The sequence below is a fragment of the Pseudomonas sp. P7758 genome (assembly GCF_013386485.1).
Taxonomy (GTDB): domain Bacteria; phylum Pseudomonadota; class Gammaproteobacteria; order Pseudomonadales; family Pseudomonadaceae; genus Aquipseudomonas.
In genome coordinates, this window is record NZ_JACARS010000088.1 from 1 (window position 1) to 23,224 (window position 23,224).

Genomic DNA, 23,224 nt, shown 5'->3' on the forward strand with positions numbered 1-23,224 from the left:
CTACCCTCCCCCGTCGCTGCCAATTCAGCGACCGGGCCTGATAACCCGGCAAGATGCAGGCGCAACAGCGCCCCACAACCACGATGTGCAGGCGTTTTTTTACGCCCACCATTTCGTGCAATGGCGGCTGTGCGTGGGAGACCTTCGGGTCTGCCGGGTTCCTGTATCTCCGGTTTATCAGCCTGCGCACAGCTGCCACCCATTCGCCTGATAACGAACGTGGTAGCTCTCACTAGATATGGGAGTTTTACCGATGAGCGCTCCAAATCCGTCTGGCTTCACTACCCTCGGCGTTACCCCTTTTTCATTTCATTCCGACCAGCCTCTGTTCCGCGTTAACAGCGGGGTTTCCCTGAGCGAAGCGCTGTCTCACGTTTCCGATTTGCTGCATGTGGCCAAGCTGTTGGCGGAGGATGCGGCGATGATTCGGGATACGGACCGATACGCCTGGGCTTCGCACTATTTGCAGGAGATGAGCAAGGCGGTGATTGATGATGTGGTGAAGGTGTTGGAGTCGCCGGGCAATAATCTGTAGGTGTGTCAGGTTGTGAGTGTGTTGGCTGGGCCATCGCCATCGCGGGCAAGCCCGGCTCCCACATTTGATCGTTGTTGTTTGTTCTAGAGTGCCTGGCTTGAAGCAATCACCCACGAAAACGCCCCGAGCCATCACGGTCCGGGGCGTTTTTTATTCAGCCGTATCGCTTAGTGCCCAGCACTCTGCCCACCGTCCACATGCAGAATTTCCCCGGTCACAAACCCAGCCGATTCCAGGTACACAATCGCCTGCGCAATATCCCGCGCTTCACCCATATGCCCCACCGGATGCAGGCTGCCCAACGCCGCATGCGTCTCTTCACCGTGCATCGGCGTCTTGATAATCCCTGGGCTCACCGCATTCACGCGAATGCCGCGCTTGGCGTATTCAATCGCCAGGGATTTGGTCGCCGAGTTCAGCCCGCCTTTGGTCAGCGAGGCCAGCACCGACGGCACGCCATCAATCGCGTGGTCCACCAAACTGGTGGTGATGTTGACGATGTGCCCGGCGCCCTGTTTCAGCATCTCGGTAATCGCCAGTTGGGTGATGTAGAAGAACCCGTTCAGGTTCACCGCCAACACGTTTACGTAGTCTTCGTGGGTGTAGCTGGTGAACGGTTTGGCAACGAAGATCCCGGCGTTGTTGATCAGGCTGTCGATGCGGCCAAAACGCGCTACGCCTTCGCGGATGACGCGCTCGGCGGTGGCCGGGTCGGCGATGTCGCCGGCCACGGTGAGGATGTCCGGATCCGTCGACGGTTTGATCGACCGGGAAGTGGCAACCACGCGGTAATCCAGCTCGCGGTAAGCCTTCACTGCAGCAGCGCCCAGGCCTTGGGATGCACCGGTAATCACAACGACTTTTTTCGAATTGCTCATGATGAAACCTCTATATGGAAAATGGGATGGTTCAAGCAGCCGCAGCGGATATTTCCCGCAGCATCTGTTCGTAGTAACTGACTGATTGCGACCCGGAGACCAGCTGGCGGCCATTGAGGACCATGGCCGGTACGGAGTTGATGCCGTGCTCGCGGTAGAACGCTTCCAGCTCGCGCACTTCATTGGCGTAGGCGGTAGAGCCCAGCACCCGTCGTGCGCCTTCAATGTCCAGCCCGCCCTCGGCGGCCAGACGCGCCAGGGTTTCGTGGTCGCTGACGTTCTGGCCATCGCTGAAATACCCGCGCAACAGCGCCTTTTTCAGCTCGAGCTGGCGCCCTTGCTGCAACGCCCAAAACAGCAACCGATGGGCGTCGAAGGTGTTGTAGAAGTGGCTGCGCTTTTCCAGGTCGAAGGTGAAGCCGATGGCCGCGCCGCGCTCCATCAACATCCTCTTGCCGCTGGCAACTTCCTCGGCGCTGCGCCCGTATTTGCGCATCATGTGGGCGACGGCGTTTTCGCCTTCGGCCGGCATGTCAGGGTTGAGTTCGAAGGGTTTGAAGGTCAGTTCAACCTTCACTTCGCCCGCCAGGTTGTCGATGGCTTGCTCCAGGGCGGTGGCGCCGAGGGCGCACCACGGGCACACCACGTCGGAGATGAAGTCGATGGTGACAGGCGTGCTCATGACGGATTTTCCGCGAGCTGTTTGCGGTACTGGGTGGTGGTGATGCCGGCGTAGCCCCAGTTATCGGTGTCGACTTCTTCGATGACGATGTGGGTCAGGTCGGGGCGTTTGTTGAGGACGCGTTCGAGGGTTTCGGTGATTTCGGCAATGACCTGGGCTTTCTGCTCCGAGGTAACGCCGTCGCGGGTGATACGTACGCTGACAAATGGCATGACAAGGCTCCAGTGACTTGCCCATCGACATGGTGGGCAGGCAGTGAGGCCAATTTAAGAGGTTGCCTGAGGTGGATAAAGGTGGGGCGGAGTACTTCATTAGTGATGCTATGTAATCAATCGAGACGTCCGGCGCTGCGTTTTTTTACTGCTCCCTGGAATAACCGCCCTCCCCGCGCGTCTTGCCTACAGGCTTAAGGCAGGCTGCAAACGCCTTGAGTGCTGGCCGATAACCCCTCACTTACGGACGTGCCCCACATGCTTAAATCCACATTCAAAACCCTGTTGCTGCCTACACTGATGGCCGCCGCGATGCTCACCGGCCAGGCCTATGCCGCCACCCCGGCGCTATCGGACACCACCGTGGTGCTGGTGCACGGCGCCTTTGCCGATGGCTCCAGCTGGAACAAGGTGATTCCGCTGTTGCAGGCCAAAGGCTTGAAGGTGGTGGCGGTGCAAAACCCGCTGACGTCCCTGGCCGATGATGTGGCCGCCGCCCAGCGGGTGATTGATGCCCAGAGTGGGCGAGTGGTTCTGGTGGGCCATTCGTGGGCCGGCAGTGTGATCACACAGGGCGGCACCAGCGACAAGGTCAAGGCACTGGTTTATGTGGCCGCGTTCGCGCCGTCCGAGGGCCAGAGCTCTGCCGAGTCCGAGAAAGGCTACCCAACCCCGCCGGGTATCGAGACCATCAGTGCCGACGCTTCCGGCTACCTGTATTTGCCCGCCGCGTCCGTGGCGAAAAACTTCGCCCAGGACTTGCCTGCCGACCAGGCCAACCTGATTGCCGTGACCCAGGGGCCGATTCTGGGCAAGGCGTTCGACGATAAAATCACGGTCGCCGCCTGGAAAACCAAACCCAACTATTACATCGTCGCCGCCAAGGACCGCATGATCGACCCGGGCCTGGAGCAGGCCTACGCGAAGAAAATCAATGCCACCACCACCGTGGTGCAAACCAGCCATGTGCCGATGCTGTCGCAGCCGCAAAAGGTCGCAGATGTGATCATCGCAGCCGCCAGCAAGCGCTGATCGCAGGCATAAAAAAACCCCGAACCAGTCGGGGTTTTTTATCGCCTTGAATCAGGCGCGACGCCGAATCAATTAGAAAACGTTGATTGGGTAGTCGGCGAACAGGCGGATCTCGTTACCACCCACGTTGTAGTTGCTGGCGTTGTTGGAAACGCGCAACCACGACGCACGGGCACGCAGGCTCAGGTCTTTCGCCGGGCCGCTCTGTACTACGTATTTGAACTGGTTGAAGATTTCACGCTCGGTGCCACTGCCGCGGTTGGAACCGTCGTCAATGTTGGTGCCGCGCACGTAGGCGATGTTGTAGGTCAGGCCAGGCACGCCGAAGGCGCTGAAGTCCAGGCCGTAGCCTGCTTGCCAGGAGCGCTCGTCCTTGCCGTTGAAGTCAGACCAGTAGGAGTTGGCCAGCAGGATGGTGTTGCCACCGTCGCCGATGCCGCCTGCGTTGCGGTAGCCGCCGTACAGGTAACCGGTGTCACCGGTGCTGCGCTGGTGAGCCACGGTGAAGCTGTGCGGGCCAACGGCCCACGTGGCGCCCAGGCTCCAGATTTTGTTGTCGCGAGCGTCGGCGTCACCTTGGTTTTCCAGGGCGAAGCTACGGTCGAGCTTGGTCTTGTAGCCGTTGAAGTCGAAGGTCAACGATTGCTTCTCTGGCAGGGCCAGCACGTAGTTGACGTTGACGTATTGCTTCTTCAGCACGTCCTGCATGTTGGAAGCGTAGAGCGCTGCCGACAGGCTTTCGGTGAATTTGTAGCTACCGCCGATGTAGTCGATGCTTTTCAGCGCGCCACTGTCGGAACCCTCGGCGCTCTTGCGAGCTTCCTTGGTGAAGTGACCAGCGTCCAGCTGCAGGCCGGCGATTTCCTTGGAGACGATCGAGGTACCGGTATAGGTTTCGGACAACAGGCGGGAGTTGTCGTATTCCAGGACCGGCACGGCTGGCATCTGATCACCGTACTTGATCACGGTGTTGGAGATGCGTGCCTTGACGGCAGCGCCGCCCTTGGCCAGGTCGTTGGCCGCTTCGCCGCTGTCGCCTTGCTTGAAGAAGTCGATACCGCCAGCGCCGCTGCGACCTTTACCACCATCCAGGCGAATGGCGTATTGGCCGATCACGTCCACACCCACACCAACGGTGCCTTGGGTGAAACCGGATTCGAACTTGCCGATGAAGCCCTGGCCCCATTCGGCTTTGTCTTGCTTGCCGTTTTTGTAGTCGCGGCTGATGTACGCGTTGCGTGCCGCGATGTTCAGGTGGCTGTCTTCAACAAAACCCTTCGATTGGGATTGGTCGTCAGCCATTGCTTGCGTAGCGCTCAAAATCCCCAGAGCGATCAGCCCCATCCGTTGCTTCAACATTTTCTTATATTCCTTATTACTGGTTGAGTACGCGCTGTGACACCAGGCTCCGTGTTGCTTTTCTGGTGTCGGCTTTCCCAGATAAAAAAAGGCCCGCGGACGACGTGAAATGCCGCGGGCCTTTTTTTATTGGGGAAGTCATGGCGGTTAGCCACAGGCGTTGGGGCGAATCCTATCCGCGCCCTTTACTGTGTGTCAATTTCGTGAATCTTCTGTATTTAGGCTAAAAAAGTCTAAGAAACATTAAATAGCCATCATTGCGCAAGGCTCTATCAAGCGCTTCCTGGATCTGCACACCCCTGCAGGCCACACATTGGTGCACTCGATTGGGTGGGTTGAATCGAAATTGCGACTCTTTGTCTCAGCCACTCAACGAAGGCTTCTGGCTTGCCCAACCAGGGGCTGATATCGAGCAATTGCAGTTGCCCATTCTGCTCCAGGGCCAGTGTGGGGAAGCCCTGGCCGCCGACTTTTGCCAGCCATTGGCGGCTGTCATTGATGTGCGCTTGAGTTGCTGCGCCAAGGATTTCACTGAAAGCGGCGGTGAAGGCTTGGGGATCCAAACCGATGGATTCGCCCAGGGTCAGCAGCACGTCCTTATCGGCAATTCGGCGACCTTCGACGTAGTGCGCCGTTTGCAGACGCGCCAATAATTCCAGCCCGCGACTGGCAATTTTTTCTGCCGCCAGCACGGCGCTGGTCGGCGGGGCTGAATCGAACACCGCAGTATGGTCCCGCAACAAACCTTCGAAATACGCCTCGCCAAACGGTTGCCCGGTGTACTCGGCGATGCGCCGGTCGTGGGGCATTACGTAGTCACGCAACTGCGGCGATACGGATTGGCGATTCGCGCCGGTCATCATGCCGCCGCCATGCAACTGGATCGGTAACACGCTCCGGGCGGCGCTCAGCAGCGGCTCGGCGCCGTAACACCAACCGCACAGCGGGTCGTAAATGTAGTGAAGTGTGGCTGCCGACATGACGGGCTCCGATGGATGTTGATGACCGGCAGATTAGTCTCACGCACAATTGGGAAAAACCCCGGATCGGCTTTCAGACTGTTTCGAGAATCGGTCGAATACCCTTGAAAAACATACGCCGTAACATTTTTCAGAAAGGTCCGCCCAGGAATAGATAACCTGCGCAAATAGTAAGCATTACCATTAACGCGCTTTTATTCTGCCAACCTTTTTGGATACACACCCCGATGCCTGCCCTTCGCCTGACGCCCATGACCCTTGGGCTCTCTGTCCTGCTGTCTGCCGGATTTACCTGCGCTGCCACTGTCCTGCCGGAAACCTCCGTGAGCGCCGAAGCTGACGAGGACGACCCGCGCGTCAAGGAAACCAGCACCGCCACCCGCACCGCCACACCCGTGCGTTATGTGCCCCAGGCCATCGACTCGGTAAAAACCGACAACCTGCGTTCCTACGGCACCAATGACCTGGGCCAGGCCTTGAGCGGTATACCCAACGTCAGCAGCGGCGCCGACACACGGTTCGACAGCCTGCGCATCCGCGGCTTCGACGCCAGCAACGACTTCTACCTGGACGGCGTTCGCGACGACAGCCAATACGTGCGCGACCTGCACAACATCGAACGCATCGAAGTACTCAAGGGCCCGGCAGCCGTGTTGTACGGCCGCGGCGGCCAGGGCGGCATCGTCAACCGTGTGAGCAAGCTGCCCCAGGCCGGTCGCGCCTCCAGCATCGAGGCCCAGGGCGGCAGCAATGATTTGCGCAGCCTGTACGCCGACCTCAGCACCGACCCCACCGACACCATCAGCCTGCGCCTGAACATGGGCAACCAGGACAACAACAGTTTCCGCGACGGCGTCAGCGGCAATCGCCAACTGTTTGCGCCGTCCATGAGCTGGCAACTGAGCCCCGACCTGAACTGGCTGGTGCAGTACGAATACAGCCGCTACAACCGCACGCCGGACCGGGGCATTCCCGGGGTCAATGGGCGGCCGGCAGATGTCAGCCGCGGCACCACTTATGGTGACAAGCGCGATTACATCGACGACACGTCCCAATCCCTGCGTTCGCGGCTTGCCTATGAGCTGAACGACAGTTGGCAACTGCGCCATACGTTGGGCGTGTTCACCCTAGACAGCGACTTCGATAACACTTACGCCGTCAGCTACGACCCAAAAACCGGCAAGGTCGGGCGCCAGCGCTGGCAGCAGGACTTGACCACCCGCAACATCTTCAACAACGTCGAACTGGAAGGCGGCTTCACCACCTTCGGCCTGGAGCATCGCTTGCTCACCGGAGTGGAGTTGGGCAACCAGCGCCGTGACCCGAAACTCTATCGAGCGCCGCTCGCCGCTGTGCCGAGCGTGGATGTGTACAACCCCAACCCGGACCTGCGCCACTACGGTCGCCTGCCGGCATTCAGCAGCAGTCACACCGAAGCGCAAAGCCAGGGCGTGTATGTGCAGGACCAACTGCGCCTGAACGATCAATGGCAACTGCTCGCCGGTTTGCGCTATGACCGCTTTGATGTGGAGTCCACCAACAAGCTGACCAACGCCTCGGAGCAGGTCGTGAGCCACAGCACCAGCCCGCGCGTGGGCCTGGTCTGGACGCCGCTGGAACACCATTCGTTCTATGCCTCGTGGAGCAAGACGTTCTCGCCGACCGGCGGCGGCCTGATCGGCATCACGCCCAATGCCACGGGCAACGCCAACGACCTGAGCCCGGAGCTGACCAAACAGAAGGAAATCGGGGTCAAGAGCGACTGGCTCGACGACCGCCTGAGCACCACCCTGGCGGTGTATGAACTGGAGCTCTACAACCGCCGCACCCGCGACCCGCTGGACCCGACCATCACCCTGCTCAGCGGCGAGCAGCGTTCCCGTGGCGTGGAGTTGACCGCTACCGGCAAGGTCGTCGGCAACTGGTACGTGCGCGGTGGCGTCGGCCTGCAGGACGCCACGGTGGTGAAAGACAACAATGGCTTTGAAGGCAAGCGCATCAGCGACGTGGCCAAGCGCAACGCGAGCCTGTTCGTCACCTGGAAACCGGAGATGGGCTGGTACGCGGAAACCGGGCTGACGCTGGTGGGTGAGCGCTATGCGGATAACGCCAACACGGTATTGTTGCCGGGCTATGGGCGTTGGGACGCACTGGCCGGGTTCCGGCAGAAGGAATGGGATGTGCGGGCGGCGCTGAACAACATCAGCGACAAGACATACTACGCGTCAGCGACGAGTGCGGCGCAGATTCAGTTCGGCGACCCGCGCAGTCTGGTGGTGACCGGAACCTACAGTTTCTAACAGGCTTGCGTGGCGAGGGAGCTTGCTCCCGCTGGGGTGTGAAGCGCCCCCAAAATAGGCGACTGTGTTTTTTCAGATAGAACTCGATGATCTGTTTTGGGGCTGCTGCGCAGCCCAGCGGGAGCAAGCTCCCTCACCACAAGGTCCAGTGCAACATTGAAAACAACCGTCAGCCTTGCATCAATTCACACAACGCCTGCACCTCGTCCTCGCTGAACAGCCCCGCCGGGTACCGTTCGCTCATCACCCGGCGCGGGTCGGGCGTCCTGATCTGCCTCGAACCGTTTGCCTTCAACCAGAGCGCCAGCGCGTGGATCGCGTCACCGTTCACCCGCAAAGGGTGGAACGTGCGCGTGTACATCAGGTTGATATCGGCATTCATTTCAGCGCTCTCTCCGACGGCATGAGCGGCTAACTTACTCAAGGTTTATGACAGAACCGCTTAGTCATACACCGTGCTGTGTGTCGCAACAGCGATACAAGAGCTATGCCAATGTGCCCGGTTTGTCGGCACTTGCACACAAAAAAGCCCGCGAACCTGACGGGCCGCGGGCTTGCTGTAAGCGCGCAAAACATGGCGCACTCGATTGCCGTTAAACCCGGCACCAGGCTGTTACAAGTGCACTCAGTTTTTGTGCGGGGCCGGCTGCTGCTGGGTCAGGCAGTGGATGTTACCGCCCCCCAGTAACAGTTCGCGGCCAGGCACCATCACCACTTCATGCTGCGGGAACAGGTTCTGCAGAATCTCCTTGGCGCGGCTGTCCAGCGGGTCGTCGAAGCTCGGCGCGATGATGCCACCGTTGACGATCAGGAAGTTGACGTAGGAACCGGCCAACCGCACGGTGGGATTGCGCTCCTGGGTGCCGTCTACCGGGTCCACGCCTGCGCATTCTTCCTCGGTGGCGTACAGCGGCCCCGGGATCGGCATTTTATGCACTGTGAACGAGCGGCCCTGGGCGTCGGTGCTGCTTTGCAGTACGTCCATGGCGGCATGGCAGCGCGCATAGTTCGGGTCTTGCGGGTCGTCGGTCCAGGCCAGCAACACTTCGCCTGGGCGTACGTAGCAGCAGAAGTTATCCACATGCCCATCGGTTTCGTCGTTGAACAGGCCATCCGGCAGCCAGATGATCTTATCCACCGCCAGGTTGGCGCTGAGCACCGCTTCGATTTCCTCACGCTGCAGGTGCGGGTTGCGATTGCGGTTAAGCAGGCATTCTTCGGTGGTGATCAGGGTGCCTTCGCCGTCGACGTGGATCGAACCGCCTTCCAGCACAAACCCTTCGGTGCGATAACGCGGGCTGCGCTCGATCTCGAGGATCTTGCCGCCCACCTGGGAGTCGCGGTTCCACGGCGAGTACAAGCCGCCGTCAAAACCGCCCCAGGCGTTGAAGTCCCAGTTCACACCACGCACTTCACCGCTGTTGTTGATCACGAAGGTCGGCCCGGTATCGCGGACCCAGGCGTCATCGCTGGACATTTCCACCAGGCGAATATTCGGCACGTCCAGGCGCGCCCGGGCGTTTTCGTACTGGCCGGCCGAGACCGCCACGGTCACCGGTTCAAAACGTGCGATGGCCTTGGCCACCGCCACATGGGCGGCCTGCGCCGGCTTGCCGCCCAGGCGCCAGTTGTCCGGGCGCTCGGGCCAGATCATCCAGGTCTGGGTCTGTGGCGCCCATTCGGCAGGCATGTAGAAGCCGTCGGCGCGGGGGGTGCTGTGCAAAGTGGTCATGGCGATTCAGGACTCCAGGGAACCGTCGAGGGTTTTAAGCGCACCATACAGGTTCGGACGGCGGTCGCGGAACGAACCCCAGGCGCTGCGAATGTGTTCAAGTTCATCGAGATCGAAGCGGTGCACCAGGATGCCTTCTTCGGTTTCGTTGAGTTCTTCTACTTTCTCGCCGAACTGATTGGCAATGAAGGATGAGCCGTAGAAGGTGATGTCGTAGCCGTCTTGCTCTTCGTTACCGATGCGGTTGCTGGCGATCAGCGGCATCAGGTTGGCGCCGGCATGGCCTTGCTGTACCCGCTGCCAGTGGTCACGGGACGAAATTGTCTTGTCGTGGGGCTCGCTGCCGATGGCGGTCGGGTAGAACAGGATTTCCGCGCCTTGCAGCGCCATGCTGCGGGCGGCTTCCGGGAACCACTGGTCCCAGCAGATGCCCACGCCGATCTTCGCGTAGCGGGTGTTCCACACCTTGAAGCCAGTGTCGCCGGGGTTGAAGTAATACTTTTCATGGTAGCCCGGGCCGTCCGGGATGTGGCTTTTCCGATAAATCCCGAGGTTGGAGCCGTCCGCGTCGATGATCGCAATGCTGTTGAAACGCGCGCGGCCGGCCAGTTCATAGAAACTGATGGGCAACACCACCTGCAGTTCCCGGGCGACCTTCTGGAAGTGCTTGATCGCGACGTTATCTTCAACCGGGGTCGCCAGTTGCAGGTAGTCCGGGTTCGGCTTCTGGCAGAAGTACGGGGCCTCGAACAGCTCCTGGATCAGGATGATCTGCGCGCCCTTGGCGGCGGCCTCACGCACCAGCCTTTCAGCGGTTTCGAGATTGGCATCAAGGTCCCAGGAACAGGCCATCTGGGTCGCGGCAACGGTAACGATACGGCTCATGAATCATCTCCTCGGCGGCGGGAAAGTGGACGCCTTTATAGCGGATAAAAATCGGCTTTTGAAGCTATTAAATATCCACCCATCGAAAAATGATCAAATTTTACCGATAACAATCGAGTTTATTGTTACAAGCCTTCCTCCAGAACCTTCGCCAGCATGTCGACGAAGAAATCCACACTGTGCCGTGAGGTGACCATCGGCGGCTTGATCTTGAGGATGTTCAGGTAGTCGCCGGTGGGCTGCATGAAGATCCCCAGCTCCCGCAGCCGGTCACACAGCAGCGCAGTCTCTTCGGTGGCCGGTTCCAGGGTCTGTCGATCGCGGACCAATTCCAGCCCCAGGTAAAACCCGGAACCATGCACCGCGCCCACCAATGGATACTGCTCGACCAGCGCCTCCAACCGCGCCTTGAAGTGTCCGCCCACCTCCTGGGCGTTTTCCCACAGCTTTTCTTCCTCCATCACATCCAGCACCGCCATGCCGATCCGGCAACTCACCGGGCTGCCTCCCGATGAGGAGAAGAAGTAACCCTCGGCCTCCAGCGCCTCGGCGATTTCCCGGCGGGTGATCACCGCGCCCAACGGCTGGCCATTGCCCATGCCCTTGGCCATGGTGATGATGTCCGGCACCACGCCCTGCTCTTCAAAGCCCCAGAAGAAATGCCCCATGCGGCCGTAGCCCACCTGCACTTCGTCGGCGATGCACACGCCGCCCTGCTCACGAACCAGCGCGTACACCTGCTGCAAATATCCCGGCGGCAAGGAAATCCCGCCAGCATTGCCGTACACCGGCTCGCAAATGAAACCCGCCAGCTGGCGATTCTGCGCGGCGATTTTCGCCAGGTTGTGTTCCACGCTGCGTACGTAGTCGGGGGCGCTGTCCTGCCCGCGAAACTCGCCGCGATAGGTATTCGGCGCGGTCACCGGGTGCACCCAGTCCGGGCGGCTGCTCAAGGCCTGGGGGTTGTCGGCAATCGAGGTCGACACCGCATCCGCCGCCACCGACCAGCCGTGGTACGCCTCCAGCACGCTGAGCATGTCGCGCCCACCGCTGTAGGCCCAGGCCAGGCGAATCGCCAGGTCGTTGGCCTCGGTGCCGCTGTTGACCAGAAACACCCGGTCCATGGAGTCCGGCGCCAGCGCCAGCAAACGCTCGGAGAATTCGGCAATCGCCGCATAGTGGAAGCGCGAGTTGGTGTTGAGCAGCGACCATTGCCGCGCCGCCACCTCGGTCATGCGCGGGTGACCGTGGCCGAGGACGGCGACGTTGTTGAGCATGTCGAGGTAGGAACGGCCCTGCATGTCGATCAAATGGTTGCGCCAGCCGCGCTCGATGCGCGGCGGGTCGACGTAATAGTGCTTCTGCGAGCGGGCGAAGCTGGCGTCCCGGCGCGCCAGCAGGGCTTCGGGGTCCAGCTCCGGCTCGGCGTCGCAGGCCAGCCCCAGCAACGTGGCCGGGGATGGGCAGAGCATTTGCCATGCCGCCGCCCGGGAAGGCGTGCAGAACAGCGGCGGCTCAAGCTCGGAGCGGCACAGTTGTACTGTCAGCGGCGCGACCACGTCGCCGATTACCTGGCCTTTTACCACTGCGGCGCCGTGCTTCAACAAGGCGTTCACGCCCCACAACCGAACACTCAACTGGGCGCTATGCAGGCTCAGCAGGCCTTCGGCGCCATAGCGCAAGGTGCCGGCGAACGGTGCTTCCACCGTGGCGCCCAAGGGCATGTGCAGCTCTACGTGAAGCGCGAAGGTGTCGGGCTCGACGGCACTGTCGGGTTGGGTGCGGGACAGACGGTATTGACCATAACGACTGGCTGCCAGGCCATGGACCACGGCCGCTTGTTCCAGCAATCGGCGATCAATGCCCTCCTGCTCCCAGTTACCGGCCTCGAAATGCGGGCTGAGCACGCCCAGATCGATCAACGCGAATTCACGCCCAACGAGCCCCGGCAACAAAGGCGCGAAGCCTTCACCGACAATCGGCGGCAATTCGGCGCCGACGCCGTTCAGGATCGCCGCCTCCATCAATTCAAAGGGCACCGAGGTGGCTACGTGGAAAATTTCCCACTCATGCTCGGCATTCTTCAACAGGTACGCGTTATCCGGGTCCAGGCGTTGCTGCTGTTCACTGCTCAGCACCAACACCGCGGCCCGCGCGACGATCAGCGGCCATAGCACCTGCAACTCTTCGTGCTGCAACGGCGTGATCCGGTGGCACGCCTGGATCGCCGGCAGGATTGCGAACGGATCACCCTCGGCATGATGCAGCAGCGCCGCGCAGGTCACCGACAGGTCGGCAATGCGCCAGGTGCGCACCAGGTCGCCAAAATCGATCACCCCCTCAATCTGCCAATGCCGCTGGGCATCGCGCTGCCAGACCACGTTGTCATCGGTGATGTCCATGTGCACGGCTTGCCAGGGCAGGCGGTCGGCCAACGGCAGCAGACGCTGCCCGACCTGCTCCACCACGCGCTCGAGCCCGGCCCGGTGCGGGAGGTTTTCGAGAGTCGACAGCAAATGAGTGATCAGCTCAAGGGCATGGCGTGGGTCCCATTGCAGGGTACGTTCCAGGCCCGGATGCTCGAAGTCGGCCAGCGCCTGGCTCATCCGCCCGCAGAGTTCGCCGAAGCCTGCGATCACCTCGCGCCCCAGATGGGGCAGATGGGTCAGCGGCTGGCCGTCGATGTAGTCCAGCAACCGCAGGTGCACGGTTTGCCCGGCGACGGTCTCGGTCAGCAGTTCTTCGCCAGCAAGCGACGAGATCACCTTGGGCACCCGTACATCCGAATGGCCCTGCAGATGCTTCAAAGCGGCGTGCTGGGCCTGCAGCTCGACGGCGGCGTAGTCGCCCCGGCAGATTTTCAGCACAAAGCGGCCACGCTCGCTGTCGATACGGTAGTTGAGGTCTTGCTGGCTGCCGAGGGACTGCAACGCCCCACCCAGGCCGTAATGCTGCTCAAGTAGCTGCGTCGCAGGCACAGGCCCGACTTGCGGGCAAGGCAGGCTGGCGCGATGAATCAACGTGGCGAGCAACATGTGAAGACCCCTGGCTTTTTTATCAGGCGCTTATATCGCCATTGTTGACGGGGGTTACGCAACCCCCAGTCCCGCGCAGTGCCGTCAATCTGACTGTGGCCCCTTGCACCACCTGGCTCCACAACTCAAGCTATGCTCCATTCGCTTAATGTCTGTCTAAGGAAAAGGGCCTCCGACATGCGCATTCTCATCACCGGCGGCGCCGGATTCATCGGCTCCGCTCTGATCCGGCACCTGATTCAACACACCGGGCACGAAGTGCTCAACCTGGACAAATTGACCTACGCCGGCAATCTTGAGTCGCTGGCCAGCATCGCGAGCAACAGCCGCTACGAGTTCGTCCAGGCCGATATCATCGACCAGGCCACCGTCAGCGCCGTACTGGCGCGCTTTGAGCCCCACGCGATCATGCACCTGGCGGCCGAGTCTCATGTGGACCGTTCAATCGACGGCCCGTCGGATTTTATCCAGACCAATATCGTCGGTACCTACAGCCTGCTGGAGGCCGCACGCGGTTATTGGCAGAAGCTGGAAGAACCGGCCAAGAGCGCCTTCCGCTTCCACCACATCTCCACCGATGAAGTGTATGGCGACCTGCACGGCGTCGACGACCTGTTCACCGAAACCACGCCCTACGCCCCAAGCTCGCCGTACTCGGCCAGCAAGGCCGCGTCCGATCACCTGGTACGCGCCTGGCAGCGCACTTACGGCCTGCCGGTGCTGTTGACCAATTGTTCGAACAACTACGGGCCGTTCCACTTTCCCGAGAAGCTGATTCCGCTGGTGATCCTCAACGCCCTCGCAGGTAAACCATTGCCGGTGTACGGCGACGGCCTGCAAGTGCGCGACTGGCTGTTCGTCGAAGACCACGCCCGCGCGCTGTTCAAAGTGGTGACTGAAGGTGTGGTAGGCGAGACCTACAACATCGGCGGCCATAACGAGCAGAAGAATATCGACGTGGTGCGCAGCATCTGCGGACTGCTGGAAGAACTGGCACCACAACGCCCGGCGGGCGTGGAGAAATTCACTGACCTGATCACTTTCGTCAAGGATCGCCCGGGCCACGACCAGCGCTATGCGATCGACGCCAGCAAGATCGAACGCGAGCTGGGCTGGGTGCCCGAAGAAACCTTTGAAACCGGCCTGCGCAAAACCGTGCAGTGGTACCTCGATAACCTAGAATGGTGCCGCAGGGTCCAGGACGGCAGTTATCAAGGCGAACGACTGGGCAACACCGACTTTAAGGATCTGATCGCATGATGAAGGGAATCGTACTGGCCGGTGGCTCCGGCACGCGTTTGCACCCCATTACCCTGGGCGTTTCCAAGCAACTGTTGCCGGTGTATGACAAGCCGATGATCTACTACCCGATCTCGGTGCTGATGCTGGCCGGGATCAAGGAAATCCTGGTGATCTCCACCCCGGTAGACCTGCCGCAATACCGCAACCTGTTGGGCGATGGCAGCCAGTTTGGCGTGCGGTTCACTTATGCGGAGCAGCCGTCCCCGGACGGCCTGGCCCAGGCGTTTTTGATTGGCGAAGAGTTTATCGGCGATGACCCGGTATGCCTGATCCTGGGCGACAACATCTTCCACGGCCAGCACTTCGGCGAACAACTGCGCACTGCTGCCGAACGCCCATCTGGCGCCACGGTATTCGGTTACTGGGTCAAGGACCCGGAGCGTTTCGGCGTGATCGACTTCGACAGCCAGGGCCGCGCGCTGTCCATCGAGGAAAAACCAGCCAAGCCAAAGTCGAGCTACGCGGTGACCGGCCTGTATTTCTACGACAACGACGTGATCAGGATCGCCAAGGCAGTCAAGCCATCGCCACGGGGCGAGCTGGAGATCACCGACGTCAACAACGCCTACCTCAAGCGTGGCGACCTGCACGTGGAGCGCTTCGGCCGTGGTTTCGCCTGGCTCGACACCGGCACCCACGACAGCCTGCTGGAGGCCTCGACGTATGTGCAGACCATCGAGCACCGCCAGGGTTTGAAAGTGGCGTGCCTGGAAGAAATCGCCTACGAGAACGGCTGGATCGACCGTGACCACTTGCTGGAGCGGGCCAAGTACTTCGGCAAGACCGGCTACGGCCAATACCTGTATTCACTGGCCGGGGAGCAAAAATGAAGGTCACCGACACGGCGTTGCCGGGCGTATTGATCATCGAACCGAAAGTGTTCGGTGACGAGCGCGGCTTTTTCTACGAAAGCTTCAACGCCCGCGCCTTCGAAGAGGCCACCGGGCTCAAGCGTGATTTCGTGCAGGACAACCACTCGCGCTCGCAAAAAGGCGTGCTGCGCGGCCTGCATTACCAGCTCGAACATACCCAGGGCAAACTGGTGCGCGTCATCGCCGGCGAAGTGCTGGATGTGGCCGTCGACATCCGCCGCAGCTCGCCCAACTTCGGGCAATGGGTGGGCGTGCGGCTTAGCGCCGATAACCATCGCCAGTTGTGGGTACCGGAAGGTTTCGCCCACGGCTTTGTGGTGCTGAGCGACTACGCCGAGTTCCTCTACAAGACCACCGATTACTACCAGCCGAGCGCCGAGCGTTGCATCCTCTGGAACGACCCGACGCTGGCCATCGACTGGGAACTGACGGAGACGCCGCAACTGTCCGCCAAGGACCAGGCCGGGAAAAGCCTGCAAGAGGCCGACCTGTTCCCATGAAAATCCTTATCAGCGGCCAACATGGCCAAGTCTCCCGGGAGTTGCAACAACGTCTCCAGGGCCTGGGCGAGTTGATCGTGCTGGGCCGCGATCAACTGGACCTGGCGCATCCCGAGCAGATCCGCGACCAGGTACGCGCCCATCGCCCGGGCCTGATCATCAACGCAGCCGCCCATACGGCCGTCGATCAAGCCGAGAGCGAGCCGGACGTGGCCTTCGCCATCAACGCCACCGCGCCCGGGATTTTCGCCGAGGAAGCCAAGGCACTGGGCATTCCGCTGATTCACTATTCCACCGACTACGTGTTCGACGGCAGCAAGGCCGCACCCTACAACGAGGACGACGCAACCAACCCGCTGGGCGTCTATGGCGCAAGCAAGCTGGCGGGCGAACAGGCGATCGCGGCCGTCGGCGGTGAACACCTGATCCTGCGCACCAGCTGGGTCTACTCGACCCACGGCAAGAACTTCCTGCTGACCATGCAACGCCTGCTGCAGGAAAAACCGCAGATGCGCATCGTCGCCGACCAGATCGGCGCGCCGACCTGGGCCGGGACCATCGCCAACAGTACCCGTGCACTGATCGAGCGCTGGCAGGCGGGCCAGGCCGGGGACTGGGGTGTCTACCACCTGACGGCCCAGGGCGAGACCTCGTGGTTCGGCTTTGCCCAGGCCATCGGCGAGCAACTACGGGCCAACGGTCGTGCCTGCGCCGAGCTGGAAGCGATTCCCTCCAGCGCCTATCCAACGCCGGCCAGGCGCCCGCTGAACTCGCGCCTCGATTGCAGCCGCCTGCAACAGCAATGGCATGTCTCGCAACCGCAGTGGCATGACGCATTGCGCGAGTGTCTTGCCGAGCAGCACTAGGCATAATGCGCCTGTACCCACAGGCGCACGACTCCCATGACTCCACCCCTTCCGCGAAGACCCCGCTGGCGCAGCCTGGCATTGCTGGCGCTATGCCTGGCACCGCTGTTGTGGCCGCTGGAGCACTTGGCCGAGCGTTATTACCGCAACGAACTGGCCGGCCAGAACCGCCAGACGCTGGACCTGTACGTCGCCAACCTGCTGGGCACCCTGCACCGCTACGAAGTGTTGCCGCAAATCCTCGGTGACCTGCCGGCCCTGCGCACCGCCATCGACGCGCCTCACGTCAGCACCAACCTGGTCAACGCCAACCACCTGCTCAAGGACGTCGCCGCCCAGGCCGGGGTGGAAGTGATGTACCTGATGGACACCACCGGCAAGACCCTCGCCGCGTCCAACTGGGACAAGCAGGACAGCTTCGTCGGGCGTAATTTTTCCTTTCGCCCCTACTTCAGCGAAGCCATGGCCGGGCGCCTCGGGCGCTTCTTCGGCCTGGGCACCACCTCAGCCAAGCGCGGTTACTTCTTCGCCGCCGCCGTACGCGATGGCGACAAGATCATCGGTGTGCTGGTGGTAAAGGTCGACCTGGACCACACCGAAAGCCTGTGGGGCAACACCCCCGAACAACTGCTGGTCACCGACCACAACGGCGTGGTGATCCTGACCTCGCGCCCGCAATGGCGCTTCCGTGCCACCCGGCCGCTGACGGATGAAGAACGCCGCGCCATCATCGCCATCCAGCCCTATCCGACCCGCGACCCGCAGCCGCTGAGCCTCAGCCCGACGGCGTGGGTGCGCCAATCCACCGACATCGCCGAAACCGGCTGGAAAGTCGAGATTCTCGCGCCGCGCACCTTGATCAGCCGCCCGGTGCGCACCGTGGTCGCGGTGGGTGGCGCCGCCTTGCTGGTGCTGATGCTGTTGCTCGGCCTGATGATGCAGCGCCGTCGTCACTACCTGGAACGCATCGCCTTCGAAGCCAAGGCCCGTCGCGAACTGGAGATGCGCGTGATCGAGCGGACCAGCGACCTGGAAGGCCTCAACCGGCGCCTGAAACAGGAAGTGCTGGAACGTGAACATGCCCAGCAGGAACTGGTGCGCGCCCAGGACGACCTGGTGCAGGCCGGCAAGTTGTCGGCGCTGGGCACCATGTCGGCGAGTATCAGCCATGAACTCAACCAGCCGTTGGCGGCGATTCGCAGCTACGCGGAAAACGCCGGGATTTTGCTCGACCATGAGCGCACCGACGACGCCCGTGGCAACCTCAAGCTGATCAGCGAACTGACCGGGCGCATGGCCTCGATCATCGCTCACTTGCGCGCCTTCGCCCGGCGCGACCGGCATGCGCCGGAAAGCGTGGCCCTGCAACCGGCCCTGGACGATGCCCTGGCGCTGCTGGCCAAGCGGCGGCGGGCAATGGAAGTGGAACTGATCCGCGACCTGCCCGAGGCCACCTTGTGGGTGGCGGCCGGCGAAACCCGCCTGCGCCAGGTGCTGGGCAACCTGTTGGCCAACGCTCTGGACGCCCTGACCGAAAAAGGCCCGCCGCGCAAACTCTGGCTGAGTGCCCAAACCACCGAACAGGGCGTCAACCTGTACATTCGCGACAACGGCCCGGGTTTCTGCATGGAAGCCCTGGGCCGCGCCAGCGAGCCCTTCTACACCACCAAGACCCGCACCCAGGGCCTGGGGTTGGGCCTGGCGATCTGCGACACCCTGATGCGCGCCTTTGGCGGTGAACTGTTGTTCGCCAACCACAAGGAAGGCGGCGCACTGTTAACCTTGAAACTGCGCGCCGGAGCACCGGGTGTCAGTCTGCAACCGTCCGAGGACCGCAGTGTATGACTATCGATAACCAGATTCAGGTGGTGTTGATCGACGATGATCCACACCTGCGTCAGGCTCTCTGCCAGACCCTGGACCTGGCCGGGCTGAAAGTCCTGACCCTCGGCGAAGCCCAGGGCCTGACCGCGCGCCTGTCCCGGGATTGGCCGGGGGTTGTGGTGAGCGACATCCGCATGCCCGGCATGGACGGCCTGGAACTGTTGAAGGAACTCCACGCCCAGGACCCGGAGCTGCCGGTACTGCTGATCACCGGCCACGGCGACGTGCCACTGGCGGTGCAGGCGATGCGCACCGGCGCCTATGACTTCCTGGAAAAACCCTTCGCCAGCGACGCCCTGCTCGACAGCGTGCGCCGCGCCCTGGCCCTGCGCCGCCTGGTGCTGGACAACCGCAGCCTGCGCCTGGCCCTGAGCGACCGTCAGCAATTGAGTACGCGCCTGGTGGGCCACTCCCCGCAAATGCTGCGCCTGCGCGAGCAGATTGGCGCGCTGGCGGCGACCAAGGCTGATGTGCTGATCCTCGGTGAAACCGGTGCCGGCAAGGAAGTGGTAGCGCGTGCGCTGCACGATCTGTCGAACCGCCGCAGCGGCCCGTTTGTGGCGATCAACGCCGGCGCCCTGGCCGAGTCGGTGGTGGAAAGCGAGTTGTTCGGGCATGAGCCAGGGGCCTTTACCGGCGCCCAGAAGCGGCGCATCGGCAAATTCGAATTCGCCAACGGCGGCACGCTGTTTCTCGACGAAATCGAAAGCATGAGCCTGGATGTGCAGGTCAAGCTGCTGCGGCTGTTGCAGGAGCGTGTGGTGGAGCGTCTGGGGGGCAACCAACTGATCCCGCTGGATATCCGCATCATCGCCGCCACCAAGGAAGACCTGCGCCAGTCCGCCGACCAGGGGCGCTTCCGGGCGGACTTGTATTACCGCCTCAACGTTGCGCCGCTGCGCATTCCACCGCTGCGCGAACGGGGTGAAGATGCGTTGATGCTGTTCCAGCACTTTGCCGACGAAGCCAGCACGCGCCACGGGCTACCGATGAAAGAGCTGCAACCGGGCCAGCGCGCGCTGTTGTTGCGTCACAGCTGGCCGGGCAATGTGCGCGAGCTGCAAAACGCCGCCGAGCGTTTCGCCCTGGGCCTTGAACTGGCGCTGGACAGCACCCCGGACAGCCCTTCGCCGGGCATCCTCACCAGCACGCCCGGCGGCTTGAGCGAACAGGTCGAACAGTTTGAAAAAAGCCTGATCGCCGCCGAACTGGCGCGCACCCACAATTCCATGCGCAGCCTCGCCGAGGCATTGGGCGTGCCGCGTAAAACCCTGCACGACAAACTGCGCAAGCACGGGCTGAACTTCGCGGACAGCGGCAACAGTCACGCCGACGACGAATGACCCTTTTCCCCCTGCCACGAGGCCACCATGAGTCGCGATAGCCGTTATCTGGAATCGATCCTTCACCACGACATTCCCCTGACCCGGGAAATGGGCCTCAAGGTTATCGACTGGCAGGACCGGCAGCTGCAACTGCGCTTGCCGCTCGACGCCAACATCAACCACAAGAGCACCATGTTTGGCGGCAGCCTGTATTGCGGCGCCGTGCTGGCAGGTTGGGGCTGGCTGCATTTGCAGTTGCGTGAGGAAGGGATTGAAGACGGGCATATCGTGATTCAGGAAGGGCAGATCAGTTATCCGCTGCCGGTGACCACCGATGCGACGGCGATTTGCCAGGCACCTGATGACAAGGTGTGGAAGCGATTCGTCGCCACCTACAAGCGTTATGGCCGGGCGCGCTTGGCGCTGGAGACGTGGATCGTCAATGAGGGCAGTGAAGAGCGGGCCGTGGCCTTTACCGGGCAGTACGTCCTGCACACATAACAAATGTGGGAGCGGGCTTGCTCGCGAAAGCGGTGGATCAGCCAATACATCTGGTGACTGACACACTGCCTTCGCGAGCAAGCACGCTCCCACATTTTTGATCGGCGCTGTGTTTAAGAACGGGCCAGAGTCAGCAACCGCTCACGCCATTCAGCCTTGGCCGGCAGTGCCAAAAAGAACGGATTCAACAGCGATTCCCGCGCCGGGTAACTGAACGGCTGCCCATTCAATTCCAGCACTTCACCGCCCGCTCCTTCCAGCACACCCTGTGCCGCAGCGGTGTCCCACTGCGAGGTGGGCGCCAGGCGCGGGTAGCAATCGGCGCTGCCCTCAGCCAACAGGCAAAACTTCAAAGAACTGCCGATATTGGCCAGCTTCAGCTCGCCCAATCCGGCACTCAAGCCAGCGAGCAAGCGATCCTGTTCAGGGCTCGTATGGCGACGACTGGCAACCACGGTGAATGCTTCACCGCTCGCCGGGGTCTGGCGCACCTGGATTTGCTTGGGCGCAGCACCTACATCGGAACGCCAGGCACCCAGCCCGGCACCCCCGAAGTAGCACCGACCGCTGGTAGGCATCGACACCACACCGAACACCACGCGGCCTTTTTCGATCAGCGCGATGTTGACGGTGAACTCCTCGCTGCCGGAGATGAATTCCTTGGTGCCATCCAGCGGGTCCACCAGCCACCAGCGCTGCCAACCGGCGCGCACGCTCTGGTCAATGTCCGCGTCTTCCTCCGAGAGCACCGGAATGCTCGGGTCCAGGGCAGTCAGCCCGGCGAGGATCAAGTGGTGGGCAGCCAAGTCCGCGGCAGTGACCGGTGAATCATCGGTCTTGGTGGTGACGGCAACATCGGCGCGCCAATACGGCAGGATGACCTCGCCAGCCTGGCGGGCCAATTCGATCGCGGGGGCAATAAACGGGTGACCCAGGAACAGTTCGCTCATGGCTGGAACGCTCCACGTTGAGTCAACAGGTCGCGTACCAGGTACAGCGCGGCCAACGCGCGGCCCTCGCTGAACTGCTCGTTCTGCGCCAACTGCGAGAGCTCCCGCAGGTTGACCCGGTCGACGCGCATCGGCTCGGGCTCGTCGCCTTCCAGGCGCTCTTCATACAGTTCGGTGGCCAGCACCACCTGGATTTTCTGGCTCATGTAGCCGGGGGACAGCGACAGCTCGGTGATGTGCTCCAACTGGCGGGCGCCGAAACCGGCTTCTTCCTTGAGCTCACGGTCGGCTGCCGCCAACACGTCTTCGCCCGGTTCGATCAGGCCCTTGGGCAGTGACAGTTCATACTCGTCGGTGCCGCCGCAATATTCTTCGATCAGCAACGCATGGTCCGAGTCGATCATCGCCACGATCATCACCGCGCCATAACCGGCCCCCCTGCCCACCAGGCGCTCGTAGGTCCGCTCCACGCCATTGGAAAAGCGCAATTGCACTTCCTCCACGCGGAACAAACGGCTACTGGCGACTATTTCGCGGGCGAGGACGGTGGGTTTCTGGCGCATGAGCGGCTCCTTGGCGTGATCGGGTTACTATACCGTGGCTTTTCCGATTGTCTGTGTCGGATATCTTTTCTTACATGAGTGTTCTTTATGCCTCCATTGCCCTGGCACGCCATCGACACCGTCCTGCTGGACATGGACGGCACCTTGCTCGACCTGCACTTCGACAACCATTTCTGGATGGAGCACCTGCCCCAGCGCTATGCCGAGTTGCATGGTGTGAGCCGGGCCATGGCCGAGATGGAGCTGCAGCCGCTGTTCGAGCGTAACGCCGGACAGTTGCAATGGTATTGCCTGGATTTCTGGAGCGCCGAACTCAAGATCCCGGTGCGCGAGCTCAAGCTGGAAACCGCGCACCTGATTGCCTTGCGCCCGGATGCCGACACCTTCCTGGCGGCGATCAAACAGGCGGGCAAGCGGGTGATCCTGATCACCAATGCCCATCGGGATTCGCTGTCGTTGAAGCTGGAACGCATCGAGTTGGCGCCTTATTTCGAGCGACTGATCAGCTCCCATGACTATGGTTTTGCCAAGGAAAACCCGCAGTTCTGGGACGCCCTGCACGCCGACATCGCCTTCGACCCGGCCCGCAGCCTGTTTATCGACGATACCTTGCCGATCCTGCGCAGCGCCCGGGATTTTGGCGTGGGGCACTTGCTGGCGGTGAAGGAACCGGACAGCCGGAAGGGGCCCAAGGACACGGCGGAGTTTGCAGCGGTTGGGGATTACCGGGACTTGATCGTAGGTTTGTAACAACGCTGAAGGTCCAATGTGGGAGCGGGCTTGCTCGCGAATACGGTGTGTCAGCCACTGAATATATTGACTGACACACCG

At 61.7% G+C, this 23,224-nt stretch carries 22 protein-coding genes; 11 read left to right on the forward strand and 11 right to left on the reverse strand.

Translation table 11 applies throughout. The annotated features are described in order from the left end of the window. Window positions 1-253: 253 nt before the first annotated feature. Complete coding sequence (locus HX873_RS19450) at window positions 254-535, forward strand: DUF3077 domain-containing protein (RefSeq protein WP_102370209.1); 282 nt, start codon at window positions 254-256, stop codon at window positions 533-535. Window positions 536-702: 167 nt separating this feature from the next. Here HX873_RS19450 and HX873_RS19455 read toward each other — a convergent pair whose 3' ends face one another. Genes HX873_RS19455 through HX873_RS19465 form a run of 3 tightly spaced genes read right to left on the reverse strand, consistent with a single transcriptional unit; the run spans window position 703 to window position 2,307 of the window. After that, on the reverse strand, window positions 703-1,413 hold the full coding sequence (locus HX873_RS19455) for an SDR family NAD(P)-dependent oxidoreductase (RefSeq protein ID WP_003218108.1): 711 nt from the start codon (window positions 1,411-1,413) through the stop codon (window positions 703-705). 31 nt (window positions 1,414-1,444) lie between these two features. Then, entirely contained in the window at window positions 1,445-2,095 is a 651-nt protein-coding gene (locus HX873_RS19460; protein ID WP_177123056.1) for a DsbA family oxidoreductase, read from the reverse strand. Further along, window positions 2,092-2,307, reverse strand: coding sequence for a 4-oxalocrotonate tautomerase family protein (locus HX873_RS19465; RefSeq protein WP_003218111.1), 216 nt, complete (start codon window positions 2,305-2,307; stop codon window positions 2,092-2,094). Before HX873_RS19465 ends, HX873_RS19460 begins: the two co-directional genes overlap by 4 nt. A 258-nt stretch (window positions 2,308-2,565) precedes the next feature. On the opposite strand from HX873_RS19465, the gene HX873_RS19470 reads away from it, so the two are divergent. After that, a complete protein-coding gene (locus HX873_RS19470; RefSeq protein WP_177028481.1) occupies window positions 2,566-3,339 on the forward strand; it encodes an alpha/beta fold hydrolase in 774 nt (257 codons plus the stop codon). A gap of 72 nt (window positions 3,340-3,411) precedes the next feature. On the opposite strand, the gene HX873_RS19475 is transcribed toward HX873_RS19470, so the two are convergent. Then, complete coding sequence (locus tag HX873_RS19475; protein WP_003218115.1) at window positions 3,412-4,698, reverse strand: OprD family porin; 1,287 nt, start codon at window positions 4,696-4,698, stop codon at window positions 3,412-3,414. A 272-nt stretch (window positions 4,699-4,970) separates the two neighbouring features. Then, window positions 4,971-5,678 carry a DsbA family protein gene (locus HX873_RS19480; RefSeq protein ID WP_177123057.1) on the reverse strand — a complete coding sequence of 236 codons (708 nt, stop codon included), beginning with the start codon at window positions 5,676-5,678 and terminating at the stop codon, window positions 4,971-4,973. 227 nt (window positions 5,679-5,905) lie between these two features. Here HX873_RS19480 and HX873_RS19485 point away from each other — a divergent pair, with 227 nt between their 5' ends. Next, on the forward strand, window positions 5,906-7,978 hold the full coding sequence (locus HX873_RS19485; RefSeq protein WP_177123058.1) for a TonB-dependent siderophore receptor: 2,073 nt from the start codon (window positions 5,906-5,908) through the stop codon (window positions 7,976-7,978). 169 nt (window positions 7,979-8,147) lie between these two features. Here HX873_RS19485 and HX873_RS19490 read toward each other — a convergent pair whose 3' ends face one another. The 4 genes from HX873_RS19490 to HX873_RS19505 form a co-directional block, all read right to left on the reverse strand. Further along, window positions 8,148-8,360 (reverse strand): hypothetical protein, encoded by a 213-nt coding sequence (locus HX873_RS19490; protein ID WP_003213240.1) that lies wholly within the window; start codon window positions 8,358-8,360, stop codon window positions 8,148-8,150. 243 nt (window positions 8,361-8,603) lie between these two features. Next, window positions 8,604-9,710 carry an agmatine deiminase gene (gene aguA, locus HX873_RS19495; RefSeq protein ID WP_102367900.1) on the reverse strand — a complete coding sequence of 369 codons (1,107 nt, stop codon included), beginning with the start codon at window positions 9,708-9,710 and terminating at the stop codon, window positions 8,604-8,606. Between the two features lie 6 nt (window positions 9,711-9,716). Continuing rightward, a complete protein-coding gene (gene aguB, locus HX873_RS19500; RefSeq protein ID WP_177028479.1) occupies window positions 9,717-10,595 on the reverse strand; it encodes an N-carbamoylputrescine amidase in 879 nt (292 codons plus the stop codon). Between the two features lie 125 nt (window positions 10,596-10,720). Further along, a complete protein-coding gene (locus tag HX873_RS19505) occupies window positions 10,721-13,630 on the reverse strand; it encodes an aminotransferase (RefSeq protein ID WP_177123059.1) in 2,910 nt (969 codons plus the stop codon). Between the two features lie 177 nt (window positions 13,631-13,807). On the opposite strand from HX873_RS19505, the gene rfbB reads away from it, so the two are divergent. The 7 genes from rfbB to HX873_RS19540 are packed head-to-tail and all read left to right on the forward strand — an operon-like array spanning window position 13,808 to window position 20,880. Continuing rightward, window positions 13,808-14,890: a dTDP-glucose 4,6-dehydratase gene (gene rfbB / locus HX873_RS19510; RefSeq protein WP_177036529.1), complete on the forward strand. Its 1,083-nt coding sequence runs from the start codon at window positions 13,808-13,810 to the stop codon at window positions 14,888-14,890. Beyond that, window positions 14,887-15,762 carry a glucose-1-phosphate thymidylyltransferase RfbA gene (gene rfbA / locus HX873_RS19515; RefSeq protein WP_087692716.1) on the forward strand — a complete coding sequence of 292 codons (876 nt, stop codon included), beginning with the start codon at window positions 14,887-14,889 and terminating at the stop codon, window positions 15,760-15,762. The genes rfbB and rfbA overlap by 4 nt, the downstream gene beginning before the upstream one ends. Then, the gene (gene rfbC / locus HX873_RS19520; RefSeq protein ID WP_177021900.1) at window positions 15,759-16,304 is read left to right on the forward strand and encodes a dTDP-4-dehydrorhamnose 3,5-epimerase; all 546 of its coding nucleotides are present in this window, start codon (window positions 15,759-15,761) and stop codon (window positions 16,302-16,304) included. The genes rfbA and rfbC overlap by 4 nt, the downstream gene beginning before the upstream one ends. Next, complete coding sequence (gene rfbD, locus HX873_RS19525) at window positions 16,301-17,170, forward strand: dTDP-4-dehydrorhamnose reductase (protein ID WP_177123060.1); 870 nt, start codon at window positions 16,301-16,303, stop codon at window positions 17,168-17,170. Before rfbC ends, rfbD begins: the two co-directional genes overlap by 4 nt. A 36-nt stretch (window positions 17,171-17,206) precedes the next feature. After that, window positions 17,207-19,015, forward strand: coding sequence for an ATP-binding protein (locus HX873_RS19530; RefSeq protein WP_023659335.1), 1,809 nt, complete (start codon window positions 17,207-17,209; stop codon window positions 19,013-19,015). Beyond that, window positions 19,012-20,397, forward strand: coding sequence for a sigma-54 dependent transcriptional regulator (locus HX873_RS19535; protein ID WP_087692719.1), 1,386 nt, complete (start codon window positions 19,012-19,014; stop codon window positions 20,395-20,397). The genes HX873_RS19530 and HX873_RS19535 overlap by 4 nt, the downstream gene beginning before the upstream one ends. A 27-nt stretch (window positions 20,398-20,424) precedes the next feature. Continuing rightward, a complete protein-coding gene (locus tag HX873_RS19540) occupies window positions 20,425-20,880 on the forward strand; it encodes a YiiD C-terminal domain-containing protein (RefSeq protein WP_003213222.1) in 456 nt (151 codons plus the stop codon). Between the two features lie 113 nt (window positions 20,881-20,993). Here HX873_RS19540 and cysQ read toward each other — a convergent pair whose 3' ends face one another. Together cysQ and nudE are read right to left on the reverse strand one after the other, a co-directional pair. After that, a complete protein-coding gene (gene cysQ, locus HX873_RS19545) occupies window positions 20,994-21,830 on the reverse strand; it encodes a 3'(2'),5'-bisphosphate nucleotidase CysQ (RefSeq protein ID WP_003213220.1) in 837 nt (278 codons plus the stop codon). Further along, window positions 21,827-22,393, reverse strand: a complete 567-nt coding sequence (gene nudE, locus HX873_RS19550) for an ADP compounds hydrolase NudE (RefSeq protein ID WP_003213218.1) — start codon at window positions 22,391-22,393, stop codon at window positions 21,827-21,829. Before nudE ends, cysQ begins: the two co-directional genes overlap by 4 nt. Before the next feature lie 87 nt (window positions 22,394-22,480). Between nudE and yrfG the strand changes: the two genes are divergently transcribed. Next, on the forward strand, window positions 22,481-23,143 hold the full coding sequence (gene yrfG, locus HX873_RS19555) for a GMP/IMP nucleotidase (protein WP_003213217.1): 663 nt from the start codon (window positions 22,481-22,483) through the stop codon (window positions 23,141-23,143). The last annotated feature ends 81 nt before the right edge of the window (window positions 23,144-23,224 follow it).

Coding starts and splice junctions, on each gene's coding strand:
- rfbB (WP_177036529.1), top strand. CDS start 13,808: ATGCGCATTCTCATCACCGGCGGCGCCGGATTCATCGGCTCCGCTCTG.
- HX873_RS19485 (WP_177123058.1), top strand. CDS start 5,906: ATGCCTGCCCTTCGCCTGACGCCCATGACCCTTGGGCTCTCTGTCCTG.
- HX873_RS19465 (WP_003218111.1), bottom strand. CDS start 2,307: ATGCCATTTGTCAGCGTACGTATCACCCGCGACGGCGTTACCTCGGAG.
- HX873_RS19505 (WP_177123059.1), bottom strand. CDS start 13,630: ATGTTGCTCGCCACGTTGATTCATCGCGCCAGCCTGCCTTGCCCGCAA.
- HX873_RS19530 (WP_023659335.1), top strand. CDS start 17,207: ATGACTCCACCCCTTCCGCGAAGACCCCGCTGGCGCAGCCTGGCATTG.
- rfbA (WP_087692716.1), top strand. CDS start 14,887: ATGATGAAGGGAATCGTACTGGCCGGTGGCTCCGGCACGCGTTTGCAC.
- HX873_RS19475 (WP_003218115.1), bottom strand. CDS start 4,698: ATGTTGAAGCAACGGATGGGGCTGATCGCTCTGGGGATTTTGAGCGCT.
- HX873_RS19460 (WP_177123056.1), bottom strand. CDS start 2,095: ATGAGCACGCCTGTCACCATCGACTTCATCTCCGACGTGGTGTGCCCG.
- HX873_RS19455 (WP_003218108.1), bottom strand. CDS start 1,413: ATGAGCAATTCGAAAAAAGTCGTTGTGATTACCGGTGCATCCCAAGGC.
- nudE (WP_003213218.1), bottom strand. CDS start 22,393: ATGCGCCAGAAACCCACCGTCCTCGCCCGCGAAATAGTCGCCAGTAGC.
- aguB (WP_177028479.1), bottom strand. CDS start 10,595: ATGAGCCGTATCGTTACCGTTGCCGCGACCCAGATGGCCTGTTCCTGG.
- rfbD (WP_177123060.1), top strand. CDS start 16,301: ATGAAAATCCTTATCAGCGGCCAACATGGCCAAGTCTCCCGGGAGTTG.
- HX873_RS19470 (WP_177028481.1), top strand. CDS start 2,566: ATGCTTAAATCCACATTCAAAACCCTGTTGCTGCCTACACTGATGGCC.
- HX873_RS19450 (WP_102370209.1), top strand. CDS start 254: ATGAGCGCTCCAAATCCGTCTGGCTTCACTACCCTCGGCGTTACCCCT.
- rfbC (WP_177021900.1), top strand. CDS start 15,759: ATGAAGGTCACCGACACGGCGTTGCCGGGCGTATTGATCATCGAACCG.
- aguA (WP_102367900.1), bottom strand. CDS start 9,710: ATGACCACTTTGCACAGCACCCCCCGCGCCGACGGCTTCTACATGCCT.
- yrfG (WP_003213217.1), top strand. CDS start 22,481: ATGCCTCCATTGCCCTGGCACGCCATCGACACCGTCCTGCTGGACATG.
- HX873_RS19490 (WP_003213240.1), bottom strand. CDS start 8,360: ATGAATGCCGATATCAACCTGATGTACACGCGCACGTTCCACCCTTTG.
- HX873_RS19535 (WP_087692719.1), top strand. CDS start 19,012: ATGACTATCGATAACCAGATTCAGGTGGTGTTGATCGACGATGATCCA.
- HX873_RS19480 (WP_177123057.1), bottom strand. CDS start 5,678: ATGTCGGCAGCCACACTTCACTACATTTACGACCCGCTGTGCGGTTGG.
- HX873_RS19540 (WP_003213222.1), top strand. CDS start 20,425: ATGAGTCGCGATAGCCGTTATCTGGAATCGATCCTTCACCACGACATT.
- cysQ (WP_003213220.1), bottom strand. CDS start 21,830: ATGAGCGAACTGTTCCTGGGTCACCCGTTTATTGCCCCCGCGATCGAA.